This window comes from Marinovum algicola, assembly GCF_900109145.1.
In the GTDB taxonomy this organism is placed as follows: Bacteria; Pseudomonadota; Alphaproteobacteria; order Rhodobacterales; family Rhodobacteraceae; genus Marinovum; species Marinovum algicola.
In genome coordinates, this window is record NZ_FNYY01000017.1 from 37,110 (window position 1) to 53,278 (window position 16,169).

General features: G+C 64.1%; 15 protein-coding genes. 5 read left to right on the top strand and 10 right to left on the bottom strand.

Annotated features, from left to right (window positions below; all coding sequences use genetic code 11):
* Positions 1–16: 16 nt before the first annotated feature.
* The 10 genes from BMW90_RS19225 to BMW90_RS19270 form a co-directional block, all read right to left on the bottom strand.
* Positions 17–1,018 carry an ABC transporter ATP-binding protein gene (locus tag BMW90_RS19225; protein WP_074838133.1) on the bottom strand — a complete coding sequence of 334 codons (1,002 nt, stop codon included), beginning with the start codon at positions 1,016–1,018 and terminating at the stop codon, positions 17–19.
* Complete coding sequence (ugpE, locus tag BMW90_RS19230) at positions 1,018–1,854, bottom strand: sn-glycerol-3-phosphate ABC transporter permease UgpE (protein ID WP_048534719.1); 837 nt, start codon at positions 1,852–1,854, stop codon at positions 1,018–1,020. Before ugpE ends, BMW90_RS19225 begins: the two co-directional genes overlap by 1 nt.
* A 17-nt stretch (positions 1,855–1,871) precedes the next feature.
* Positions 1,872–2,753 carry a sn-glycerol-3-phosphate ABC transporter permease UgpA gene (gene ugpA / locus BMW90_RS19235; RefSeq protein WP_048534717.1) on the bottom strand — a complete coding sequence of 294 codons (882 nt, stop codon included), beginning with the start codon at positions 2,751–2,753 and terminating at the stop codon, positions 1,872–1,874.
* A 104-nt stretch (positions 2,754–2,857) separates the two neighbouring features.
* Complete coding sequence (ugpB, locus tag BMW90_RS19240) at positions 2,858–4,168, bottom strand: sn-glycerol-3-phosphate ABC transporter substrate-binding protein UgpB (RefSeq protein WP_074838136.1); 1,311 nt, start codon at positions 4,166–4,168, stop codon at positions 2,858–2,860.
* A gap of 94 nt (positions 4,169–4,262) precedes the next feature.
* A complete protein-coding gene (locus BMW90_RS19245) occupies positions 4,263–5,165 on the bottom strand; it encodes an HAD-IIA family hydrolase (protein WP_074838138.1) in 903 nt (300 codons plus the stop codon).
* Complete coding sequence (gene phnE, locus BMW90_RS19250; protein ID WP_074838140.1) at positions 5,165–5,980, bottom strand: phosphonate ABC transporter, permease protein PhnE; 816 nt, start codon at positions 5,978–5,980, stop codon at positions 5,165–5,167. Before phnE (BMW90_RS19250) ends, BMW90_RS19245 begins: the two co-directional genes overlap by 1 nt.
* Complete coding sequence (gene phnE, locus BMW90_RS19255; RefSeq protein ID WP_048534711.1) at positions 5,980–6,795, bottom strand: phosphonate ABC transporter, permease protein PhnE; 816 nt, start codon at positions 6,793–6,795, stop codon at positions 5,980–5,982. The genes phnE (BMW90_RS19250) and phnE (BMW90_RS19255) overlap by 1 nt, the downstream gene beginning before the upstream one ends.
* Positions 6,792–7,583 carry a phosphonate ABC transporter ATP-binding protein gene (gene phnC / locus BMW90_RS19260; RefSeq protein ID WP_048534710.1) on the bottom strand — a complete coding sequence of 264 codons (792 nt, stop codon included), beginning with the start codon at positions 7,581–7,583 and terminating at the stop codon, positions 6,792–6,794. The genes phnE (BMW90_RS19255) and phnC overlap by 4 nt, the downstream gene beginning before the upstream one ends.
* Positions 7,584–7,641: 58 nt before the next feature.
* Positions 7,642–8,616: a phosphate/phosphite/phosphonate ABC transporter substrate-binding protein gene (gene phnD / locus BMW90_RS19265; RefSeq protein WP_048534708.1), complete on the bottom strand. Its 975-nt coding sequence runs from the start codon at positions 8,614–8,616 to the stop codon at positions 7,642–7,644.
* A gap of 41 nt (positions 8,617–8,657) precedes the next feature.
* Positions 8,658–9,473, bottom strand: coding sequence for a DeoR/GlpR family DNA-binding transcription regulator (locus BMW90_RS19270; protein ID WP_074838143.1), 816 nt, complete (start codon positions 9,471–9,473; stop codon positions 8,658–8,660).
* A gap of 174 nt (positions 9,474–9,647) precedes the next feature.
* On the opposite strand from BMW90_RS19270, the gene BMW90_RS19275 reads away from it, so the two are divergent.
* The 5 genes from BMW90_RS19275 to BMW90_RS19295 are packed head-to-tail and all read left to right on the top strand — an operon-like array spanning position 9,648 to position 16,141.
* Positions 9,648–11,309, top strand: a complete 1,662-nt coding sequence (locus BMW90_RS19275; RefSeq protein WP_074838145.1) for a Na/Pi cotransporter family protein — start codon at positions 9,648–9,650, stop codon at positions 11,307–11,309.
* Complete coding sequence (locus tag BMW90_RS19280; RefSeq protein ID WP_048534703.1) at positions 11,306–11,776, top strand: NUDIX hydrolase; 471 nt, start codon at positions 11,306–11,308, stop codon at positions 11,774–11,776. Before BMW90_RS19275 ends, BMW90_RS19280 begins: the two co-directional genes overlap by 4 nt.
* A gap of 55 nt (positions 11,777–11,831) precedes the next feature.
* Positions 11,832–12,857, top strand: coding sequence for an ABC transporter substrate-binding protein (locus BMW90_RS19285; protein ID WP_048534702.1), 1,026 nt, complete (start codon positions 11,832–11,834; stop codon positions 12,855–12,857).
* Between the two features lie 33 nt (positions 12,858–12,890).
* Positions 12,891–15,074: an ABC transporter permease gene (locus BMW90_RS19290; protein ID WP_244526552.1), complete on the top strand. Its 2,184-nt coding sequence runs from the start codon at positions 12,891–12,893 to the stop codon at positions 15,072–15,074.
* A complete protein-coding gene (locus BMW90_RS19295; RefSeq protein ID WP_074838150.1) occupies positions 15,071–16,141 on the top strand; it encodes an ABC transporter ATP-binding protein in 1,071 nt (356 codons plus the stop codon). Before BMW90_RS19290 ends, BMW90_RS19295 begins: the two co-directional genes overlap by 4 nt.
* The last annotated feature ends 28 nt before the right edge of the window (positions 16,142–16,169 follow it).

Sequence of the window (16,169 nt, forward strand, 5' to 3'; positions counted from 1 at the left end):
CGCTGCCGCGAGCGGTCTACCTCTGCCGCAGACCGGCCTCGTCAAACCGCATCACCTGTGCCGAATCCCAGGCCAGGCCACAGCTCTGGCCCTCGGTCGGGATCGCCAGGCCGGACTCCTGGCGAACGGTGATCTGCTGGCCGTCCCCCGCGCGCAGATGCACCAGCGTCTCGGCCCCCAGGGCTTCGGCGTAGACGACAACCGCCTCGATCCGCCCCTGCTCGGCCAGGCGGACATGCTCGGGGCGGATGCCGATCCGGCCCGCCCTCTCGCCGTCCAGCAAGGCGGCGTCGATGAAGTTCGTCGGCGGCGAGCCGATGAACCCGGCCACGAATTCGGTCGCCGGATCGGCATAGACATCCAGCGGCGCGCCGATCTGATCGGCGACGCCGGCATTCATCACGATCATCCGGTCGGCCAGGGTCATCGCCTCGACCTGATCATGGGTCACGTAAAGCGAGGTCACTCCCAATTCACGCTGCAAGGCCTTGATCTCGAGACGCATCTGCACCCGCAGCTTGGCATCGAGGTTCGACAGCGGCTCGTCGAACAGGAAGACGGCGGGCTTGCGCACGATGGCGCGTCCCATGGCGACGCGCTGGCGCTGCCCGCCGGAAAGTTCGCGCGGTTTCCGTTGCAGATAGGGCTCCAGCTGCAAGAGCTTGGCGGCGGTTTGCACCCGCTCGGCGATCTCGGGCTTGGCCACCTTCTGGATCTTCAGCCCATAGGCCATGTTGTCGAAGACCGACATATGCGGATAAAGCGCGTAGTTCTGGAACACCATGGCGATGTCGCGGTCCATCGGCTCGACGTCATTGACCCGCTTGCCGTCGATCCGCACCTCACCCGACGTCGCCGTCTCGAGGCCCGCCACCATGCGCAGCAGCGTCGACTTTCCGCAGCCCGAAGGCCCGACGATGACGACGAATTCGCCATCCGCGATGTCGATGTCGATGCCCTGGATGACCTCGGTCTTGCCGAAGGATTTCTTCAGGTTCTCTAGGGTGACGGTTGCCATTACTTCTCACTTTCGACGAGGCCGCGGATAAAGAGCTTCTGCATGCCGATGACCACGATGACCGGCGGCACCATGGCAAGGATCGACGTCGCCATGATCGTCGGCCAATGGGCAAAATCGTCGCCCGAGGGGAACATCTGCTTGATGCCCATGACGATGGTGTTCATTTCCGGTTCGGTGGTGATCAGAAGCGGCCAGAGGTACTGGTTCCAGCCGTAGATAAAGAGGATGACGAACAATGCGGCGATATTCGTGCGGCTCATCGGCAGCAGGATGTCGAAGAAAAACCGCATCGGCTTCGCGCCATCGACGCGGGCGGCCTCGGCCAGCTCGTCGGGCACGGTCATGAAGAACTGCCGGAACAGAAAGGTCGCGGTCGCCGAAGCGATGAGCGGCAGGATCAGGCCCTGATAGCTGTTCAGCATGCCGAAATTCGCGATCACCTCATAGGTCGGCACGATGCGCACTTCGACCGGCAGCATCAGCGTCAGGAAGATCAGCCAGAAGAACAATTGCCGCCCCGGAAAGCGGAAATAGACGATGGCAAAGGCCGAGAGCAGCGAGATGGCGATCTTGCCAAGCGCGATGCCCATCGCCATGACCAGCGAATTCCACAACATCGTCGCCACCGGCGCATTGATGCCCGAGGTCAGCGCCCTGGCGTAATTCTCGAAAAACTTGTCGCCGGGCAAAAGCGGCATCGGCGGGCGCACGATGTCATGCTGTTCGACGGTCGAGGCAACGAAGGCCAGCCAGATCGGGAAAAAGATGAAGGCGATGCCGACGATCAGCCCGAGATGGGTCAACCAGAGGCCCGTGCCCCGCTTTTCGACCATGCCATGTCGCTCTGCCATCAGTAATGCACCCGTCGCTCGATATATTTGAACTGCACGACCGTCAGGACCGAGACGATCAGCAGCAGGATCACCGATTGCGCCGCCGAAGAGCCGAGATCCTGACCCACGAAGCCATCGGAATAGACCTTGTAGACCAGGATCGTGGTGGCCTGCTGCGGGCCGCCACTGGTGATCGTATGGATCACCCCGAAGGTCTCGAAGAAGGCGTAGATGATGTTCACGACCATTAGGAAGAACGTCGTCGGCGACAGCAGCGGAAAGACGATGGTGCGAAACCGGGTCCAGAAATGCGCGCCGTCGATGGCGGCGGCCTCGATCACCGATTTCGGGATCGCTTGCAGGCCCGCCAGGAAGAACAGGAAATTGTAGCTGATGCGGCCCCAGGCTGAGGCGACGACGACAAGCCCCATCGCCTCGCCCTCGTTCAGCACGTGGTTCCAGTCATAGCCCAGCAGGCCCAGATACCAGGTCACCACGCCGACCCGCGTGTTGAACATGAACAGCCACAGCACGCCGGCCACCGCCGGCGCCACGGCATAGGGCCAGATCAGCAGCGTCCGGTAGGTGCCCGAGCCCTTGATCAGCCGGTCGGCCAGCACCGCGAGATAAAGCGCCACGCCCATCGAAACCAGCGTCACCAAGATGGAAAAGACCGCGGTCGTGACAAAGGAGGCGCGGTAATAGGGATCCGACAGCAGGAACTCGAAATTGCCCAATCCAACCCATCGCATCGACAACCCGAAAGGATCGGGGATGAACAGAGATTGCCAGATCGCCTGCCCGGCCGGGTAGAAAAAGAAGATCGCGGTGATCGCGATCTGCGGCAGGACCAGCAAAAGCGGCAGCCAGCGGCCCTTGAACGTGACGCGTTTTTCCATCGGTCCTCCTTGCTTCCCCGGACGTCACCGCCCCGGGACCGACCCGGGGCCTCCTCGTCAACCGGGAGGCCCCGGACCGGGGTCCGGAGCGGGCGGGATTGCCGCTAGCGCGAAGCCTGCTCGAAGCGGCGCAGCAGCGCGTTGCCGCGCTCCACCGCCGAATCGAGCGCCGCCTGCGCGTCCTTGTCGCCGGACCAGACCGCTTCCAGCTCCTCGTCGATGATGCCCCGGATCTGGTCAAACGAGCCCAGACGAAGGCCCTTGGAATTGGCCGTCGGCTGCTTGGCCGTCATCTGGGTCACCGCGATATCGGTGCCGGGGTTCTCGTCGTAGAAGCCCTGGCTGCGGGTCAGTTCGCCGGCCTCCGAGGTGATCGGCAGATAGCCGGTGTCCTGGTGCCACTTGGCCTGGATCTCGGGGCTGGACAGGAAATTGAGGAAGGCGGCGACACCCTTGTATTCTTCCTCGGTCTGGCCCTCCATCACCCAGAGCGAAGCGCCGCCGATGATGGTGTTCTGCGGCTCGTCGGTGACCGATTCCCAATAGGGCAGCGGCCGCACCTCGAAATCGAACTCGGCCTCCGCCTTGATCCCGGCATAGCCGGCCGAGCTCTCGGTGAAGAGCGCGCATTCCCCGGCGCGGAAGTTGGCGCCACCTTCGTTGCGGCGGCCGGCATAGATGAACTTGCCGTCCCGCGCCCAGTCGCCCATGGCCGAGATATGCGCCACCTGCGCCGCGCCGTTGAAGGCCAGTTCGGTATCGGTGCCGCCAAAGCCGTTGTCCTTGGTGGCGAATGGCACGTCATGATAGGCCGAGAAGTTCTCGAGATGGATCCAGCTCTGCCAGGCGGTGGTCATCGGACAATCGACCCCGGCCTCCTTGAGCTGGTCCAGCACCGCGCCGACCTGTTCCCAGGTCGACAGATCGGTGTCGGGATCGATCCCCGCCTCTTCCAGTTTGTCGCGGTTGACCCAGAGCACCGGGGTCGACGAGTTGAACGGCAGGGACAGCATGTCGCCGTCGGGCGTTGTGTAATAGCCCTTGACCGAACCGATGTACTTCGACTGGTCGAAATCGGCGCCGGCGTCTGCCATCACCTCATAGACCGGCTTGATCGCGCCCTTGGCGCCCATCATCGTCGCGGTGCCGACCTCGAAAACCATCAGGATGTCGGGCTGTTCCCCCGCCCGGAAGGCGGCGATCCCGGCATTCAGGGTCTCGGAATAGTTGCCCTTGTGCGAGGCCACCACCTGATAGGCGTCCTGAGAGGCGTTGAAGGTCTCGACCTGTTCGGCCACCAACTCGCCCAGGCGTCCGGTGAAGGCATGCCAGAATTCGATCTCGGTCTGGGCCAGGGCCGACTGGGCCGAGCCCAGCACCGCCGCCGCGGCCAATATGCTGATCGTGTGTTTCATCTCTTTCTCCCTAAGTTGAGGTTGTGGCGACTTTTCTCGCCGCGATGCCGCGCATTCTTGTGGCGCGTTGTAAAACAAATATAACATGACGGCCTCATGGCCGCCTCACAATGAAATCCGGCACGATACCGGCGCGCAAAACGGCCTGCTCGGCATCCTGACCGGCGAAAAATCCGAAATCGGTGATCAGCGCCGAAGGCAGGCCGGCGGTCTGGGCGCCGAGGATATCGGTGTGCAGGCTGTCGCCCACCATGACGATGCGGCTGCGGTCGACCTCGCCAAGTCGCGCGAAGGCGAGATCGAAGATATTTCGGAACGGTTTGCCGAAAAATTCCGGCGCTATGCCGGTTTGCTCGGCCAGCCGATGGGCAAAATGGCCCGGCTCCGGGGAGAACCCGGTTTCCCGCGGCGCCACGATATCCGGGTTGCCCACCAGCACCGGACGGGGGTGCCGCCGCAGGGCCGCTTCGAGCAATTCCTGTCGCGGCTCGGTCCAGACCGCGCTGCCGATCAGCAGGAAACCGTCGACGGCCTCATAGGCGCCCGGATCCTCCTCGAGATAGGTGAGGTGCAATCCCTCCAGATCGCGCAGCCCGGCGCGCGGCGTCGCCATCAGCCCCCAGTGAAGCGCGCGCCGCGCGTCGAGGCCGGCCAACAGCGTGGCGCGGCTGGTAATGATGTCCTCGGCGGCGAAATCATAGCCCAGACGGGTGTATTTCTCGATCAGGGCGGCATGGGGGAAACCCGCGGCATTGGAGACCACCAGCACCCGCTTGCCCCGGGCCTTCAACCCGGCGATCCGCTCGGGCGTGCCGGGGATTGCCGCCTCGCCGATGTTCAGCACGCCGAAGGCATCGAGCAGGAAGATGTCGAATTCGTCGGCCAGGTCGTCGAGCGTTTCGCAATGGCGGCAGGCCGGCGCCGCGGTCCGCGCCGGCGGCAGCCGGTGGCGCACGGATTCGTAGACCTCAAAGGCCTCTTCTGCCGAGATCGCCATCAAATGATCGCCCCCCGAACCTTGGCCGAAACCAGTTCGCTGATCAGCACGGCGACCAGGATCACGATCAGGATCAGGCTGACCTGCGGCCAGGCCAGCACGTTGAGCGAGGCCGAGAGCTGCAAGCCGATGCCCCCTGCCCCCACCAGGCCCAGCACCGTTGATTCGCGGATATTGATGTCCCAGCGAAAGACCGCGATGCCCGCGAAGGCCGGCAAGACCTGCGGCACGATCCCATAGGCCATGACCTGCCAGCGGCTGGCTCCGGTGGCGGTGATGGCCTCGACCTGGCCGGAATCGATTTCCTCGATCGCCTCGTACAGAAGCTTGGCGCAGAAACCGATCGACCGGATGGCGATGGCAATGACCCCGGCAAAAACGCCGGGGCCGATGATCGCGATCAGCAGCAGCGCCCAGATCAGCGAGTTGATCGACCGGGTCGAGACGATGATCAGCAGCGCGACCGGCCGGATGAACAGCGCCGACGGCGTGGTGTTGCGCGCCGCCAGAAAGGCCACCGGCACCGCCAGGCAGAGCGCGATCAAGGTGCCAAGGGTGGCTATGTTGAGCGTGTCCCAGATCGGCCGGCCGAGCTGGGTGATGTATTCCCACCGGGGCGGCGTGGCGCGGGTCCAGATGTCATTGGCGATGCGCGGCGCATCCCAGACAAAGAACCACGTGGTCGAGGCCGAGATGATCTGCCAGCAATAGACAAAGACCGCCACGCCGATCAGCCAGCCGAACCAGCGGATCAGGCTGTCGCGCCCGGTTCGCCGGCGCCAGATCTGCATGCCTGCGCGCTCCAGGACCGGCATTACTGCACCCTCGCGCGGATGATGCCGGAGAGGTATTCCAGCGCCATGACGATGCCGATGATCAGGATCAGGATGGCGGCGGCGGTGTCGTATTCATAGCGGTCGAAGGCGGTGTTCAACGTCGCCCCGATGCCGCCGGCGCCCACCAGCCCCAGAATGGCGCTTTCGCGGAAGTTGATGTCGATCCGGTACATCGACAGCCCCACCAGACGCGGCATGACCTGCGGCTGCACACCGTAGTTGATCCATTGCATCCACCGCGCCCCCGAGGCCCGGATCGCCTCGGCCTGCGCCTTGTCCATCGCCTCGATATCCTCGGCCAGAAGCTTCGACAGGAAACCGATGGTGGCAAAGGACAGGGTCAGAAAGCCGGCCAGCGGGCCGAACCCGAAGATCGCCACCAGAAGGATGGCCACGATGATCTCCTGCAAGGCGCGGCTGATGGCGACGATGCCGCGGCAGATCACATAGACCGGCAGCGGCGCAATATTGCGGGCCGCCCCGAGGCCGATCGGAATGGAAATCGCGATCCCCACCACCGAGGCGGCGACGGTCATCACGATGCTTTCCAGCAGTCCGCTCCAGATGTCACTCCACCGCGAGAGGAAATCCGGGCTGGTAAAGGCCAGAATGAAGGCCCAGCCCCGATCCAGCCCTTCATAAACCCGTCCCCAGTCCACCTCGATGGTCAGGACGGCGGCGATCAGATAGGCGACAAAGCCGAGGCCCAGCCCCCATCGCAACAGCGGATTCCGGACGAAGGCCGGTTTGCGCCAGCCTTTGCCCAGCATGTCGTCAAGTTCCCGGTGGCTCATTCCGCGGCCTCGATCTCTTCGTCCTCGACCTTCTCGATGGTCGCTTCCCAGTCCTCCTCGCCATAGATCTCGGTCAGCTTGTCGGGGGTCAGCCCAGTGGGCAGCCCGTCATAGACGATTTCGCCAAGACGCAGCCCGACGACACGCGGCACGAACATCTGCGCCAGCGCCACGTCGTGAATGTTGATGATCGCCGCCAGCCCGCGTTCCTGGCATAGTTCGGTGATCAGCCGCATGATCTGCCGGCTGGTCTTTGGATCGAGCGAGGCCGTCGGCTCGTCCACCAGCAGCAGCTTGGGCTGCTGGATCAGCGCGCGGCAGATCCCCACCCGCTGGCGCTGACCGCCCGAAAGCTCGTCGGCCCGCTTGTCGGCCATATGCAACAGACCCACCCGATCGAGCAGCCGAAATGCCGCATCGACGTCCGATTGCGGATAGCGGCGCAGGAAGCTGCGCCAGAAGCCGACATATCCCAGCCGGCCCGACAGCACGTTCTCCATCACCGTCAGACGTTCGACCAGGGCGTATTCCTGGAAAATCATCCCCATCTCGCGCCGCGCCTTGCGCAGCCGGCCCGGGCCGAGCCCGGTGAGATCGACCTCATCCAGCAGCACCGCGCCGCCGGTCGGCTCGACCAGCCGGTTGATGCAGCGGATCATCGTCGATTTCCCCGCCCCCGACGGCCCGATCAGCGCCAGAACCTGGCCCTTGGGCACATCGAGATCGATCGCCGTCAGCGCCTGGTCGCCGGTCTTGTATGTCTTGGATAGCTTTTGAAGGCGCAGCATCGCATTCCCCTTGCGCGCTGCGGCGGCCCGGATCCGGGGCCGCCGCCATGGTGCCGGATCACTGGCAGGCGTAGCTGACGTCGTTGGCCGCATCGATTTTGCGGATCACGTCCCAGTATTCCTTGTAGGTGATCGGCAGGAACTGACCTTCGCCGTTCTTCTCGAACTCTTCCTTCAGGCTGGAGCCTTCCCATTCGAAGTTGAAAAAGGCGTCTCGGATCTGCTCCTGCAACTCGGGCTTGAGGTTGTAGACCACGCCGTACCCGGTGGTCGGAAAGGTCTGGGACTTGTAGATCGACACGATCTGATCGGCGCTGACCACGTCGCGTTCGATCATCCGGCCCATGACCGAATTTGCGACGGCGGCGGCCATGTAATCCTTGTTGGCGACACCCAGAACCGAATTGTCGTGTTTGCCCGAGAACACCGGCTCGAAATCCTTTTCCGGCTCCATGCCGTAATCCGCCTTCAGGATGGCCGAGGGCGCCTTGAACCCGGAATTCGACGTCGGCGCGGTAAAGGCAAGCTGCTTGCCCTGGATATCCTCGATCTGCTCGATGCCGCTGCCGGGATAGGTGATGATCTCCATCTCATAGCCGAAACTGCCGTCCGGCGCGGCCATGATGGTAAAGGGGCGGAAACCGGCGCAATTCACCGCCAGCGGGTTGGACCCGGTGTTGAAGCCCGCGATATGAAGCCGGCCCGAGCGCATCGCCTCGATCTGGGCGGCATTGTTCTGGACCGGAAAGAAGATGACGTCCTTGCCGGTTTCGGCTTCGAGATGTTCGAGGAAGTCCGCCCAGGCCGTCTTGTAGACCGCCGGATCCTCCACCGGGGTATAGGCAAAGACCAGCGTGTCAGGATCGATCTGCTCCGCCGGATCGGTCGGAATGTCGGCAATCATGTCGTCGTCGGCGTCGCAGTAGCGCGCATCGAGGTCGCCGCGCGGGCACTCCTGGGCCGCAGCCGCTCCGCCAAGGGACATGAGCGCCATGGCCGATGCCCCGATCAATAGTGTGATCTCCGTCTTCATCTTGTCCTCCCTGAGTTACGGCGTTTTTGCCGCGGTTGATATTATCCTTCGTCCGTCGCGATGATCCTGACCTTGGCCGCCTCCAGGGCCGCCAGGAGTGCGCCCGCCGGGGCGGTGTTCACGACAATCGACCGCAGGTCCGACATGTCGCCCACATGGGCCAGCCCCCTGCGTCCGAACTTTTCCGAATCGATCAGCAGATGCCGCTCGCGCGCCCGGTGCAGCATCGTCCTTTTGACTGCCGCAAAGCCGCGCACGGTTTCCGAGGGGCCTTCCTCCGAGAACCCGGACGAGCCGATCATGCAGCGGTCGACATTGTAACGCGACAGAAATTCCAGGGTCTCGGTGCCGATGACGGCGGATTCGGCGGCAAGGTATTCGCCGGGGCACAGCAGGATCTGCGCGGCCCCGTGGCCAAGGGTCATCGCCACCGGAATCGAATTCGTGATCACCGTGCAGGAGGTGCCGAGATAGGCCAGCGCGCGCGCCATCTCGATCGTGGTCGAGCCGGAATCGATCATCACCGTCTCGCCGTCCTGCACCAGTTCGGCGGCCCGTTTGCCGATCCGCTCCCGCTCCTCGATGCGTGCATTCGCCCGCTCGTCAAGGCTGGGATAATGGCCCTGAGTGGGCGCGGTCGCCCCGCCGTGCGCGCGGGCGACAAGCCCCTCATCGGCCAGCGCGTCGAAGTCGCGCCGCAGGGTCTCGGTCGAGACGTTGAAGCGCTCGGACAATTCGCTGATCCGGACATGCGGGCGCAGTTTCAGCTCCAGCAGGATTTGCCGGCGGCGCTCCTCCTTCTTGAGCCGCCTGCGTCCCCTGACCGGTATCTCTGATGTCGTGCCCGCGTGCGCCATACCACCCCGCCGATTCACTTGCTGTCATCAAAAGTGTGGAGTTTCGGCAGTATATGCAATGAATTTTGTTGCAAAAGCCTCGTTCTGGTGGTGAGATTTTTGCATGGGCAAGGAAATCAAACCGTTGAAAGCGCCTGTTTCGTCCGACACTCGTATGCCTGCGGCCCGGCCGACATGATCCTGCTCGCGGTCAACCTGGCGGCGGCTGTCGCGCTTCTGTTGTGGTCTGTCCGGATGATCCGGACCGGCGCCGAACGCGCCTATCTGCCGGAACTGCGGCGCTGGCTGAAAGAGATGTCGGCGCACCGGCTCTCGGCGGCCGCGGCCGGCATTCCGACGGCGATGATGTTGCAAAGCGCCACCGCCGTGGCACTGATCGGCAGCGGTTTCGCGGCCTCCGGCCTGCTGTCTTCGGGCGCGGCGCTGGCCATGATTCTCGGCGCCGAACTCGGCTCGGCGCTTATGGTGCAGGTGCTTCAGCTCCCGGTCGACAAGGTGGTGCCCCTGATCCTGCTTGTCGGCGTGATCCTGTTTCTCAACGCCCGGTCCCGCAAGGCCAAGCAGACCGGGCGGATCACCATCGGCGTCGCGCTGGTCTTTCTCTCGCTGGGCATGATCCGCCAGGCCACGGCGCCGATCGGAGAGAACGACATCGTGCAGGCGGCGGCCGCCTATTTCGAACGGGATCTGCTCAGCGCATTCGTCATCGGTGCCCTGCTGGCCTGGCTGATGCATTCCAGTCTGGCCGCCGTTCTGACCTTTGCGATGTTCGCGGCAACCGGCCTCGTCGGCACCACCGCGGCCGCGGCGCTGGTCATCGGCGCCAATCTCGGCGGCGCCATGATTGCGGTCGGATTGCTCTGGTCAGAGCGGGGTGTGGCGCGGCAGGTCGCCGTCGCGAACCTCGTGGCGCGCGGCGGCGTGACGCTGGCGGCCTTCGCCCTGCTGGTCTTCGGCGCCTTCGACCTGTCGATGCTGTGGGGCGGGGCAAGCCAGCAGGCGGTCACCTTGCATGTGCTTCTGAACGCCGTCCTGCTGGTCCTGGCCCTGCCGGTCACCGGCCAGCTGGTCGGTCTGGCCGAAACCCTGGTGCCGCAATCGACCGAGGCCGAGGCGGTGACCCGCACCGCGCTGGATCCCGGCGTGCTCGACGAACCGGCCATGGCGCTGGCCTGCGCGCAGCGCGAACTGCTTCGGATGGGCGAAACGGTGCAGGCCATGCTGTCGCCGATCCCGGGGTTGCTGCGCCAATGGGATCAACAGGCGGCGGATCTGATCGAGCTTCGCGAAGATGCCGTCGACCGGATGCATTACGAAACCAAGATCTACCTGTCGCAGCTGCGCGACAAGGACATCCCCCGCGAACAGGCGCGGCGCGCGGTGGAACTGGTCGCCATGGCCAACAGCCTCGAAGAGGCTGCCGACCGCGTCGCTGTCAACCTGTTGACCTTGGCAAAACGGCTGCACGACAAGGCCCATGCCTTCTCGGACGAGGGGCTGCGGGACATCGAGGCCTTTCATGATCAGGTGGCAACGAACACGCGGCTGGCGCTCTCGGTGCTGACCACCGGCGATGCCGAGTCGGCGCGCCAGTTGGTGGCGGAAAAGGATCGCATCCGGCGCGAAGAGCAGAAATTGCAGGAACGCCACCTGACGCGCCTCGGCCAGGGCAACCCGGCCAGTATCGCCACCACAAACGCCCATCAGGAAACCCTGAGGCTGCTGAAACAGGTGAATGCCGCGATCAGCTATGTCGCCTACCCTATCGCCGAGGAAACCGGCGATCTTCTCGCCAGCCGGCTGGCGCGCCCGAAATTCGCGGGGAAGCCGGCATGAGCAAATCCAAGGCCCGCATCGCCAGGCAGATCGCCGCCTTGCCGGTCCATTGGGACAGGAAAGGCCGGTTGCGGGTGCTGATGGTGACCTCTCGCGATACCGGGCGCTGGGTCATGCCCAAGGGCTGGCTGATGGACGGCAAGAAGCCTTGGCGCGCCGCCAAGATCGAAGCGCTGGAAGAGGCCGGCGCCGTCGGCTTCGTCTCCGACAAGGCGCTCGGCCGATACCATTACGAAAAACGCCTGACCGGCGGCGAAAGCGTGCTGTGCCGCGTGACGGTCTATCCGATGGTGGTCGACCGGCTCAAGCGCCGCTGGAAAGAGCGCAAGGAACGCAAACGCCATTGGTTTTCGCCGAACAAGGCGGCCAGGCTGGTGAACGAGGAGGAATTGACCGGCCTTCTGAAACGGCTGGCGGAAGACTCCGGGAAATTGACCGCATTGGAGGAATTGCGGCGGGCTTCGTAGGTTCGGGCGGTGAAAGGCCGGAAAAACGGCCAAACCAAACCCAAGGGAGGAAGACATGAAGACATTGACACGTACCGCGGCCCTGTCGCTGATCGCCTATGCCGCGTCGCTGGGGGCGGCACAGGCCGAAAAGCTGACGCTCTACTGTTCGGCGCAGGAAGACTGGTGCCAGCTGATGGCGCGCAGTTTCGAGGATGCCACCGGCATCGACGTCAACATGACACGCAAGTCCAGCGGCGAGACCTTTGCGCAGGTCCGCGCCGAAAGCGCAAACCCCAAGGGCGACGTCTGGTGGGGCGGCACCGGCGATCCGCATTTGCAGGCCGCCGAAGAGGGCCTGACCATGGAATATGTCTCGCCCATGCGCGACCAGTTGCACGACTGGGCGATCTCGCAGGCGGAAAGCGCCGGAAACCGGACCATCGGCATCTACTCTGGCGCGCTGGGTTATGGCTACAACGCCGATCTTGTCGCCGCCAACGACCTGCCCGAACCGGCCTGCTGGAAAGACCTGCTGAAACCCGAGTACAAGGGCCATGTGCAGATGGCCAATCCCAATTCCTCGGGCACGGCCTATACGACGCTGGCCTCGATGGTGCAGATTTTCGGTGAAGACGAGGGCTTCGAGTTCATGAAGGGCCTGCACAAGAACATCAACCAATACACCAAATCCGGCTCGGCCCCGATCAAGGCCGCCGGTCGCGGCGAAAACACCATCGGCATCGTCTTCATGCATGATGCGGTGAAACAGGCGGTCTCGGGCTTCCCGATCAAGGTTGTCGCCCCCTGCGAAGGCACCGGCTACGAAATCGGCTCGATGTCGATCATCGACGGCGCCCGTAACCTGGATGAGGCGAAAAAGTTCTACGACTGGGCGCTCAGCGCCGAGGCGCAGAACCTCGCGCTCGAGGTGAACGCCTTCCAGGTGCCGTCGAACATGGCGGCCGAAACCTCCGAAAGCGCCCCCGACATGAGCCAGATCAAGCTGATCGACTATGACTTCAAGAAATACGGCTCCTCGGACGAACGCAAACGGCTGTTGCAGAAATGGGATGAGGAAGTCTCGGTCCTGCCGCAGTAAGTGAGGGAGGAACCGGAAAAGACCGCTCACCCGGTGCTGATCTTCTGGATCCTTGCCGGGTGGGTCGGTTTCGGCCTTCTGCCATGGTACATGGTAGAGGATGGCCTGTGGTCGTTCGACTGGCTGACCGGCGGCTATCCTTTCGATGCGGATGTCGCGCCGGCCCTGTTCCTGATCGGACAGGGTGAAAAGCTGTGGCTGGCGCCGCTCCTGCTCCCGCTGGCGCTGCCGCTGTTGGTGCTGCGGCGGGCAAAAAACGACCCGATCTATGCCCGCATCCTGATCCTTGCCGGGGCGCTCGGGTTCGGCTGGATGATCGTGCAGGGCTTTTCCATCGGCATCCGCGGCTTCAGCTTCGCCTGGCAGGGGGCGCTGTTCGGAGATCTCCCGATCCGCCAGTTCGGCATGGGCTACGGCGCGATGATCTGCGCCTCGGCCTTTCTCTTCCTGCTGACCCAGGGCGTCGCCGCGCGGGGGGCGATCAACGGCGATGTCTTTGTGGTCAGCGCCATCGGCGGCGTGATCACCATTGTCACCGCCTTTGTGTTCTTTCCGATCGCCAGGATGCTGTTTGCCGCCTTCGTCACCGAGGACGGCGCCTATTCGGTCAGCGTCTTCCTGTCGAAGTTCTTCGATGACCGGCTCTGGGGTATCGGCTGTTTCTGGGGCGCCCGCTGCGGCGCCGCCTGGAATTCGCTGGCCCTCGCCATCCTCGTCGGGCTGATCACCACGGTGTTGGGCCTCTGCTTTGCGCTTGTGGTGACGCGCTCGGGCTTTCGCTACAAGCGGGCCTTGCGGGCGCTCACCGTCCTGCCGATCATCACGCCGCCTTTCGTGATCGGCCTCGCGCTGATCCTCCTGTTCGGGCTTTCGGGCTCGGTCACCCAATTTGTCGCGGAGATGTTCGGCACGCAGCCCACCCGCTGGCTCTACGGCATGCCGGGGGTGCTGATCGCCCAGACCCTGGCCTTCACGCCGATTGCCTTTCTGGTGCTGATCGGCGTGGTCGAAGGGGTCTCGCCCTCGATGGAGGAGGCCGCCCAGACATTGCGCGCCAACAGATGGCAGACCTTCCGCACCGTCTCGCTGCCGCTGATCCGCCCCGGGCTCGCCAATGCCTTTCTTCTGGGCTTCATCGAGAGCATGGCCGATTTCGGCAATCCGCTGGTCCTCGGCGGCAATTTCGACGTCCTGTCGACCGAAATTTTCTTTGCCATCGTCGGCGCGCAATACGATCAGGGCCGTGCCGCCGTTCTGGCCATGGTGCTGCTGTTCTTCACCCTCTCGGCCTTTTACGCGCAACGCGCCTGGCTCGGAAAGAAAAGCTATACCACCGTCACCGGCAAGGGCGACGCGGGCATGCATCCCCTGATGCCGACCGGCCTTTCGGTGCCGGTGCAGATCATCGTGATCGGCTGGGGCCTGTTCACCATCGTGGTCTACGGCATGATCGTCTATGGCAGCATCGTCGAGCTCTGGGGGGTCAACAACGCGCTGACGCTCAAGCATTATGTCACCGCCTTCTCGGTGCGCATCGAAGAGGCGGGCATCCGCTGGACCGGGGCCGCCTGGGACAGTTTCTGGACCACGATCAGCATTGCCGCCATCGCCGCGCCGCTGACCGCCGCCGTCGGGCTGATCACCGCCTACCTCCTGACCCGGCAGAGCTTTGCCGGCAAGAACGCCTTCGAGTTCGGAACCATGCTGAGCTTTGCCATCCCCGGCACCGTCATCGGCGTCAGCTATATCCTGGCCTTCAACGTGCCCCCGATCGAGATCACCGGCACCGGCGTCATCCTGGTGGTCAGTTTCATCTTCCGCAACATGCCGGTCGGCGTGCGCGCCGGTATCGCCAGCATGTCGCAACTCGACAGGTCGCTCGACGAATCCTCGCTGACCCTCGGGGCCAATTCCTGGCAGACCTTCCGCCGGATCATCCTGCCCCTGCTGCGCCCGGCGATCCTCGCCGCCCTGGTCTACAGCTTCGTCCGCGCGATGACCGCGATCTCGGCGGTGATCTTCCTGGTCTCGGCGGAATACGACATGGCCACGAGCTACATCATCGGCCGCGTCGAGAACAACGATTACGGCCTCGCCATCGCCTATTCCACGACGCTGATCTTCGTCATGCTGTCCGCGGTCGGGCTTTTGCAATTTCTTGTCGGCCGGGTTCAGATCGGCCGGCGCACCGAACTCGGAACCGGGAGAACCTCATGAGCGACAGCAAAATCGGCTCCAAGGCCGCCCCGGTCCGGTTCGAAGGCGTGTCCAAGCTCTTCGGCAAGGACGTGGTGGCCGTCGACCGGATCGATCTCGATGTGGCCGCCGGCAAGCTGGTGACGCTGCTCGGCCCCTCCGGCTGCGGCAAGACCACCACCCTGCGCATGATCGCCGGGCTCGAGATGGCCAGCGCGGGCCGCATTCTCATCGGTGGCCGCGACGTGACCAGACTGCCCGCGACAGATCGCGACGTTTCCATGGTCTTCCAGTCCTATGCGCTCTTTCCGCACATGAACGTTCTGGAGAACGTGATGTACGGGCTGACCTTTTCGGGATTTGCCAGGGACGAGGCCCGGAGCCGCGCGCTTCACGGCCTCGATCTCGTCGGCCTCCGCGGTTTTGATGGCCGGCTGCCGTCGGAATTGTCCGGCGGACAGCAGCAGCGCGTGGCCGTCGCCCGCGCCCTGGTGCTGGAACCGCAGGTGCTTCTGTTCGACGAGCCGCTCTCCAACCTCGATGCCAAGCTCCGCCGCCAGGTGCGCGAGGATATCCGCGCGATCCAGCAGGATCTCGGGTTGACGGTGGTCTATGTCACCCACGATCAGGAAGAGGCGCTGGCGGTCTCCGACGAGATCGTCGTCATGCGCAACGCCGCGATTGCCCAGATCGGCACCCCGCGCCAGCTCTTCGAGGCGCCCAATGACCGGTTTGTCGCGGATTTCATCGGCGAAGCCAACCTGCTGGCCTGCACCATCGTCGCCATCGACGGCCAGACCGCCACGATCGACATCGAAGGCTATCGCCACGACCTGCCCTCGCGCGGTCTTTCGGAAGGCCCGGCCACCATCGCCGTTCGTCCGTCCCGGCTGAGGATCGGCGATGACCGGGGCATCCGCGCCACCGTGGCCAAGGCGACCTATGTGGGTGTGCGCATGGAATACACGCTGACCGGCGCCTTCGGACAGGTGTTTGCGGTGCATGAGGATGTGGATGCGCCGCTGGCGCCCGGGGCCGAAGTGCGGATGGGTTTTGCCGCAAAAGGCCCGGTGCTGCTGCACGAATGACCCCCCGGCACACCGGCGCCGTCGCCGG

Coding starts and splice junctions, on each gene's coding strand:
- BMW90_RS19225 (WP_074838133.1), bottom strand. CDS start 1,018: ATGGCAACCGTCACCCTAGAGAACCTGAAGAAATCCTTCGGCAAGACC.
- ugpE (WP_048534719.1), bottom strand. CDS start 1,854: ATGGTCGAAAAGCGGGGCACGGGCCTCTGGTTGACCCATCTCGGGCTG.
- ugpA (WP_048534717.1), bottom strand. CDS start 2,753: ATGGAAAAACGCGTCACGTTCAAGGGCCGCTGGCTGCCGCTTTTGCTG.
- ugpB (WP_074838136.1), bottom strand. CDS start 4,168: ATGAAACACACGATCAGCATATTGGCCGCGGCGGCGGTGCTGGGCTCG.
- BMW90_RS19245 (WP_074838138.1), bottom strand. CDS start 5,165: ATGGCGATCTCGGCAGAAGAGGCCTTTGAGGTCTACGAATCCGTGCGC.
- phnE (WP_074838140.1), bottom strand. CDS start 5,980: ATGCCGGTCCTGGAGCGCGCAGGCATGCAGATCTGGCGCCGGCGAACC.
- phnE (WP_048534711.1), bottom strand. CDS start 6,795: ATGAGCCACCGGGAACTTGACGACATGCTGGGCAAAGGCTGGCGCAAA.
- phnC (WP_048534710.1), bottom strand. CDS start 7,583: ATGCTGCGCCTTCAAAAGCTATCCAAGACATACAAGACCGGCGACCAG.
- phnD (WP_048534708.1), bottom strand. CDS start 8,616: ATGAAGACGGAGATCACACTATTGATCGGGGCATCGGCCATGGCGCTC.
- BMW90_RS19270 (WP_074838143.1), bottom strand. CDS start 9,473: ATGGCGCACGCGGGCACGACATCAGAGATACCGGTCAGGGGACGCAGG.
- BMW90_RS19275 (WP_074838145.1), top strand. CDS start 9,648: ATGATCCTGCTCGCGGTCAACCTGGCGGCGGCTGTCGCGCTTCTGTTG.
- BMW90_RS19280 (WP_048534703.1), top strand. CDS start 11,306: ATGAGCAAATCCAAGGCCCGCATCGCCAGGCAGATCGCCGCCTTGCCG.
- BMW90_RS19285 (WP_048534702.1), top strand. CDS start 11,832: ATGAAGACATTGACACGTACCGCGGCCCTGTCGCTGATCGCCTATGCC.
- BMW90_RS19295 (WP_074838150.1), top strand. CDS start 15,071: ATGAGCGACAGCAAAATCGGCTCCAAGGCCGCCCCGGTCCGGTTCGAA.